At 30.2% G+C, this 7,124-nt stretch carries 4 protein-coding genes, 1 pseudogene and 1 riboswitch; of the genes and pseudogenes, 2 read left to right on the top strand and 3 right to left on the bottom strand.

The window, feature by feature from the left end; all coding sequences use genetic code 11:
* Positions 1-1,637 (bottom strand): annotated as a pseudogene (gene carB / locus E6771_RS15610) (carbamoyl-phosphate synthase large subunit); the annotation flags it as partial.
* A gap of 10 nt (positions 1,638-1,647) precedes the next feature.
* Positions 1,648-2,787, bottom strand: a complete 1,140-nt coding sequence (locus E6771_RS15605; protein WP_316092265.1) for a carbamoyl phosphate synthase small subunit — start codon at positions 2,785-2,787, stop codon at positions 1,648-1,650.
* Between the two features lie 371 nt (positions 2,788-3,158).
* Between E6771_RS15605 and E6771_RS15600 the strand changes: the two genes are divergently transcribed.
* A complete protein-coding gene (locus E6771_RS15600; RefSeq protein WP_316092264.1) occupies positions 3,159-4,364 on the top strand; it encodes a M20 family metallopeptidase in 1,206 nt (401 codons plus the stop codon).
* Positions 4,365-4,497: 133 nt separating this feature from the next.
* A riboswitch (Lysine riboswitch) is annotated at positions 4,498-4,672 on the top strand.
* A 132-nt stretch (positions 4,673-4,804) separates the two neighbouring features.
* Entirely contained in the window at positions 4,805-6,211 is a 1,407-nt protein-coding gene (locus E6771_RS15595; protein WP_316092263.1) for a YfcC family protein, read from the top strand.
* Positions 6,212-6,313: 102 nt separating this feature from the next.
* Here the strand turns inward: E6771_RS15595 and E6771_RS15590 are convergent, their stop codons facing one another.
* A complete protein-coding gene (locus tag E6771_RS15590) occupies positions 6,314-6,643 on the bottom strand; it encodes a hypothetical protein (RefSeq protein ID WP_316092262.1) in 330 nt (109 codons plus the stop codon).
* Positions 6,644-7,124: the final 481 nt, after the last annotated feature.

Here is a 7,124-nt window from a genome sequence, read left to right as displayed (position 1 = left end):
GTTATTATTGATTATTATACTTTCTATTCCTAATTTCTTCAGTGTCTTTACTGCGTGGACTGTACAGTAGTCAAATTCTATCCCCTGACCTATTCTGATTGGTCCTGAACCTATTACTACAATTTTTCTTCTGTCAGATACTTCTACTTCATCATACTGATCATATGTTGAATAGTAATATGAAGATGAGGCTTTAAATTCTCCAGCACAAGTATCCACCATTTTATATACTGGTAATATATAATGCTCTTTTCTCTTAGAAGTTATATCTTCCTCACTTATTTTCATTAACTCAGCAATACCTCTATCAGAAAAACCTTTCTTTTTAAGTTTTCTTAGATATATTTCATCTAAATCTCTAAGAGACATTCTTTTTATTATTTCTTCCTGTTTAACAATCCATTCAATTTTTTCCATAAAGAATTATATCTTCCAATTTCCAGTGATCTGATACCTTTCAAAAATGCTGCTTCAAAGTTATTTCCTATTGCCATAACTTCCCCTGTTGCCATCATTTTTGTTCCTAATCTTCTATTTGCCTTTTTAAATTTATCAAATGGCCATTTAGGTATTTTTACAACTATATAGTCTATTGTAGGATCAAAACAAGCATAAGTAGTTTGAGTTGCTTCATTTACTATTTCATTAAGAGTATATCCCATAGCCAATTTTGTTGACACTCTTGCTATTGGATACCCTGTTGCTTTAGAAGCCAGTGCTGATGATCTTGATACTCTTGGATTAATCTCTATTATTGCATATTCAAATGATTTTGGATGCAGAGCAAACTGTACATTGCATCCTCCAATAACACCAACTTCATTTACTATTTTCACAGCTGAAGCTCTAAGCATTCTGCATTCCTTGTCAGATAAAGTCTGTGTAGGAGCAACAACTATTGAATCCCCAGTATGGATTCCTACTGGATCTACATTTTCCATATTACATACAACTATAGTATTTCCATTTTTATCTCTTATTACTTCATATTCAATTTCTTTCCATCCATAGATAGATTTTTCAAGTAAAACTTGACCTACCATTGATAATGAAAGACCTTTCATTAGAATATCTTCCAGTTCATTTGGATCATTAGCTATTCCGCCACCAGTTCCTCCAAGTGTATATGCAGGTCTTACAACTACTGGATATCCTATTTCTCTTGCTACTTCAAATCCTTCTTCAAGATTTTCCACTATTTTACTTTGAATAATAGGTTCTCCAAGTTTATTCATAGTTTCTCTGAATATTTCCCTGTCTTCCCCTTTTTTTATAGCTTCTACAGGTGTTCCTATTACTTTTACTCCATATTTTTCAAGAATACCTTTCTCATGTAATTCAACTACCATGTTCAGACCAGTCTGTCCTCCCATTCCTGCAATTACAGAATCAGGTTTTTCCTTTGCAATTACTTTTTCAACAAAATCTAAAGTAATTGGTTCAATATATATTCTGTCAGCTACTGCTTTATCTGTCATTATTGTTGCTGGGTTAGAGTTGATAAGTACAACTTCTATTCCTTCTTTTTTTAATGTTTCACAAGCCTGAGTTCCTGAATAGTCAAACTCTGCTGCCTGTCCTATTATAATTGGTCCTGAACCTATTACTAATGTTTTCTTTATAGACTTATCTAACATTTTCCCCCTCCTAATTCAGATATCCTTCTGCTGACTCATCATCAGCTTCAAAATTTTCATCATATTCACTGCTGTGTTCATCATCAATTCCCTTAGTATTTACTCCATTTTCAATTAATGATAAAAAGTCTGCAAACATATTATTTGAGTCTTCTGTACAAAAATCTGGCATAAATTGAACTCCCATAGCTGCAAGAGCATCACATCTAAACCCTTCTATTGTTTTGTCATTTAGGTTAACATGTGTAGTTTCAGAATATATTCCTAATTTTTCTATTGAATATCCATGATTTTGATCTGTTATATATATTCTATTTCTTTTTAAATCTTCTACTGGATGATTTGATCCTCTATGCCCATTTTTCATCTTTTTTATACTGCCACCTAAAGCTAAATTAAGAAGCTGTGCTCCTAAAGATATTCCAAGCATAGGAATATTTGCCAGAGTTCCTCTCACAGTTTTCATTATATGCATCATTTCATCAGGATTTCCAGGTCCACTTGAAATAATAAGCCCATCAAGATTATGTTTTAGCAATTCATTTGATGAAGTGTCATAAGGAAATACAGATACACCAAATCCCATTTTTTCTAGTAAATCTAAAGTACTTCTTTTTACTCCTAAATCTAATACTCCTATTTTCAATCCATTTCCCCCAATCTCAATTATACCTTTTCTGCTTACTTGCTCTACTGCATTTTCATAAGAAAAATTATTAAACTTTTCCTTTAATTCCTTATGTGTCAATTCTTTATCTGTAATAATAGCCTTCATTGAACCATTATCTCTTATTATTTTAGTTAGTTCCCTTGTGTCTACTCCTTTAAATCCCACTACATTGTATTGACTTAAAAAACCTTCTAAAGTCATCTCACACCTAAAATTATTTGGAAGTTTCGCATCTTCTTTTATAATGAATCCTTTCAGATGTATTCTATCAGATTCCATATCTTCAAGATTTAGTCCATAGTTTCCCACCATAGGATAAGTCATAACAACTATTTTCCCATAAAGAGAGGGATCAGTTAAAACTTCCTGATAACCCGTCATTCCTGTAGTAAAAACTATTTCTCCTGTTGTTTCCCCAAAGTGTCCAAAAATCTTTCCATCAAAACTCATACCATTTTCTAGAATAAGCTTTCCTTTCATCTTCCCTCCTCTAAAAAAAAAGATATAACTATAAAAGTTATATCCCTATAATAAAAAAATTAAATTACAATCATGTAGTGTAAAATTAGAAAAAAATTCTCTTAAATAAAATTTAAAAAATGAATAAAAAAAAATTGGTATAAATATCTGTTCAGTGATTTCCTTTGATATTTTTCCCCTCTTCATCTCTTTCCTCCTAATTTTTACTAAGAAGTATTATAACGATTTTTTACTAATTTGTCAAGAAGTTTTAATATACAATTGCTTTTCAAGTATTTCTTTCAAATTAATTATATCAAATAATCAATTGACATGCTATATTTTTTAATGTAACATTTATAATATTAAATAATATAAGTCTGGAGGGAAAAATGTTTAAATTAGAAAGTATTAAAAAAAAACTTTATGCTATTGAAGACACTTACAAAAAAGATATTGAAGCTGTTTGTGACTATATTTTTAAAAATCCAGAACTTGGAGAAAAAGAATTTCTCTCTTCAAAATATCTTATAGACCTCTTAAAGAAAAATAACTTTTCTGTAGAAGAAAATTATTGTGGTCTTCCTACAGCTTTTAGAGCTGAATATGGAGATAATGATGGACCGAGCGTAGCTTTTTTAGCTGAATATGATGCTCTTCCTGGATATGGTCCTGATAAAGTCCCAGGACATGCCTGTGGACATAACTGGATAGCTGCTGGAACTTATGGTGCTGCTCTTGTTTTATCAAAATTTAAAAATAATTTCAAAGGTAAAGTTATATTGATAGGAACTCCAGCTGAAGAAACTTTAGGTGGAAAAGTAAATATGGTAGAAAAAAATGCCTTTGATAATATTGATATTGTATTTCAGATGCATCTGGAAAGCAATAACAATCTCAATTGTAAAACTCTGGCTATTGATTGTATCAAGTTTCAATTCAATGGTAAAGCTGCTCATGCTGCTGCCCATCCAGATGAAGGAATAAATGCTTTAGATGCTGTTCAGTTAATGTATAGTGGTATTAATTGTTTGAGGCAACATATAACTTCTGATTCAAGAATTCATGGTATCATCACAAGTGGTGGAGATGCTCCTAATACTGTTCCTGATTTTGCTGAATGTAAATTTCATATCAGATCAAATGATAGAACCTATTTAAATTCCCTTACTCAAAAAGTTATTAATTGTGCAAAAGGTGCTGAACTTATGACTGGCGCTGTTTTAAAATATGAAAAATATGAAAATTCATTTGATAATCTTTTAAATCTTCCATCTTTACAGGATTTAATGAGAAAAAATCTTATAGAAGTTGGCATAAATAATTTTCTTGATAAAAAAGATGGGGCCAGTGGTTCTTCTGATATAGGAAATGTTAGCCAAATATGTCCTACTATGTATACAGAACTAGCTCTCAATATTGATGAAATATGTTTTGTTCACGATGAAGCATATTTAAAATATGTGAATTCAGAAGAAGCATATGATAAACTTCATAAATCTGTAAAAGCTATGACTGGTGCTGCTTTGGAACTTTATCTTGAGCCTGAATTATTAAAAATTGTTAAAGAAGAGTTTAAAAAACTTAAAAGAAAGTAATCTTCATTATATGAATATAGTCTCCAATTTTATTATACTCATATCTTATATTTATAAAAAAAATACAATTGATTAATTTATTATATTTTACTTTTTATCTATGTTGACGTATAATCAGCCTTATAAAAATAAAAAGAAAGATAGAGGTGCAGAAAACATTAGTATGATCATTTAGTCTGGCAGACATTGAAGTGATTAGAAAGGGAATTCTGCCGAAATGAAAGAAAATGCTAAAATTCTTTTGTTGGGAGTATAGAAAATATTTATACTACTGTCATTGATTATTTCAATGGAGTGCTATCTGTGATTCTGATCTATATGCATTTTATATTGCATATAGTTAAGTTTTTTTGTCACAGTTTAGTGCTTTAAACTGTGATTTTTTTATTTTGTAAAATTTATTAAAAATATATTTTTATAATATCTTGAGGGAGGAAAAAATGTCAGAAAATACTACTAGAAAAAAATTTACAATACCACATACTTATGTGATAATTGGAATCATTCTTGTTATATTAACAGTTTTAACCTATATTATACCAGCAGGTACATACGAAAGAGCAATAGATCCAGTTCTAAACAGAACTATGGTTGTACAAGGGTCATTCAAATATATTGAACAGACTCCTGTTTCTCCATTCCATATATTTATGGCAGTGGTAGAAGGATTAGTTTCTACTGCTGATATTATATTTTTTATATTCTTTGCTTATGGATTTGTATATCTTTTAATAAAAACAGGAGCATTCTATGGCTCTCTTGGTTCTCTTATTAAGAAATTTAATGGGAAAGAAACTATGATATTTCCTATTTTTATGGTAGTATTTGGTATCTGTGGATCTACTTTTGGTCTTTATGAAGAAACTTATGGACTGCTTCCAGCTTTCATGGGAATATCTGTAGCTTTAGGATATGATGCTTTAGTTGGTGGAGCTGCAGTTATTCTTGGTACAGCTACAGGATTTGCTGCTGCTACTCTCAATCCATTTACAATAGGAATCGCCCAAGGAATTGCAGAACTTCCTATTGGTTCTGGAATTGGCCTAAGAATTATGTGTTTTATCGTCTTTCAAGGAAGTGCAATTATTTATCTTATGCTTTATGCAAGAAAAGTAAAACTTCATCCAGAACTTTCAATTGTTAAAGATGTTAAATTCAATTTTTCAGATGGAATGAACCGTGAAGAGATGGAACAACTTCCTTTTAATAGAAAGCATAAGTTTATAATGCTACTTTTTGTTGTAACTATAGCTTTACTTGTATATGGTACAAGTCAGCTTGGATGGTATCTGAATGAACTTTCCACTCTTTTCTTCATCATGATGATAATTACTGGATTAGTTGGAGGGTATAATTTCAGTCAGATAGCTTCTCTTTTTGTAAAATCAGTTTCAGATGTTATTTTTGGTGCAATGGCAGTGGGGGTAGCAAGATCACTTACTATTGTAATGGAAAATGGCCACATAATTGATACTATAATAAATTTTATGGCTAATACACTTTCTACTATGCCTAAAACTATTGCTGCTGTAGGAATGGTTGTTGTCCAAAACTTCATCAATTTTTTTATCCCTTCTGGTTCAGGACAGGCAGCTACATCTATGCCTATTATGGCCCCTTTAGCAGATGCTATTGGACTTACAAGACAAACAGCTGTACTTGCTTTCCAATTTGGAGATGGTTTTTCTAATATGTTTTGGCCTACATCAGCTGCTACTGTTTGTGGACTGATGAGCCTTCCAATAGAAAAATGGTATAGATTTATCACTCCCTTATTTATAATTATGTTTTTGCTGCAGGTTATTTTTATGGTTATAGCTGTAGCAATTAATTATGGATCTTTTTAATGTTTTAGTGTATAAAAAAGACTGCCTATATGGCAGCTTTTTTATTATCTCTTATTTATCTTATCATAAAATTATTTTTAACTTCCTTGACATATGCATGACTTATTTTCCTATAAATTCCATAAATCCTTTCTCATTTCCTTCAGGATCTTTTATATACAATTCATAACCATGATTTTTTGAATATTTCAATAATCCTGTCATAACAATAGCTAGTGCTCCTTCTAGCCTATCCCTATCTCCTTTTACAGCCAAAAATGTTTCCATAACAATTTTTTCACTGTCTACTACAATTTTCTTCCCCTGTTTTTTTAGACTTGTTGTTTCTTGAATATATCTTTCCATTTTTCTGTGAAAATCTTTGTCAGGACAGGCTACCGCGATTCCTGTAAAAAATAGAAACAAAAATATTACCTTTTTTAATAATTTCATTAAGTATCTCCTCCTATTATCTGTAATTTTTTGTAATTTTATTATATCATTTAATTTTCATAATTCAATTTTTCTTTTCTTAGATATATAAACAATTATTTCTAGAATTAAAAAACAGGAATTTTAAAACTTTTATTCTTAAAACTACTTGGATTCAAAAAATTTTTAAAATTTGAAGTAGAAAAAATTTATCTTCTTAAATTAGAGATTTTATATTTTTTATTTTATGCTTTCCCTAAGTGTTAAAAGAGCATTTCTTTTGTTAAAAATTTATAAATTCTAAAAAAACAGTTAAAGCCATTAAAACTTTAAACTGTTCTTTTTTAACATTCATTAAATTTTACTTACATCAAATACATCAAGCTTATCTTCTTCAATATGTCTATCCTGCATTCTAAGTATAGCACTGATTGTATCTAAAGCTGTCAGAACATCCACTCCATACTCTATTGCTGTTCTTCTCATTTTAAATCCATCTCTC

This window comes from Fusobacterium sp. (genome assembly GCF_032477075.1).
In the GTDB taxonomy this organism is placed as follows: Bacteria; Fusobacteriota; Fusobacteriia; order Fusobacteriales; family Fusobacteriaceae; genus Fusobacterium_A.
The sequence above is the reverse complement of the archived record's forward strand: the minus strand, read 5'-3'. Positions and strand labels throughout refer to the sequence as shown.

Bases quoted from the DNA above. Each gene is read 5' to 3' on its own strand.
- E6771_RS15605 (WP_316092265.1), bottom strand. From the start codon at position 2,787: ATGAAAGGAAAGCTTATTCTAGAAAATGGTATGAGTTTTGATGGAAAG.
- E6771_RS15600 (WP_316092264.1), top strand. From the start codon at position 3,159: ATGTTTAAATTAGAAAGTATTAAAAAAAAACTTTATGCTATTGAAGAC.
- E6771_RS15595 (WP_316092263.1), top strand. From the start codon at position 4,805: ATGTCAGAAAATACTACTAGAAAAAAATTTACAATACCACATACTTAT.
- E6771_RS15590 (WP_316092262.1), bottom strand. From the start codon at position 6,643: ATGAAATTATTAAAAAAGGTAATATTTTTGTTTCTATTTTTTACAGGA.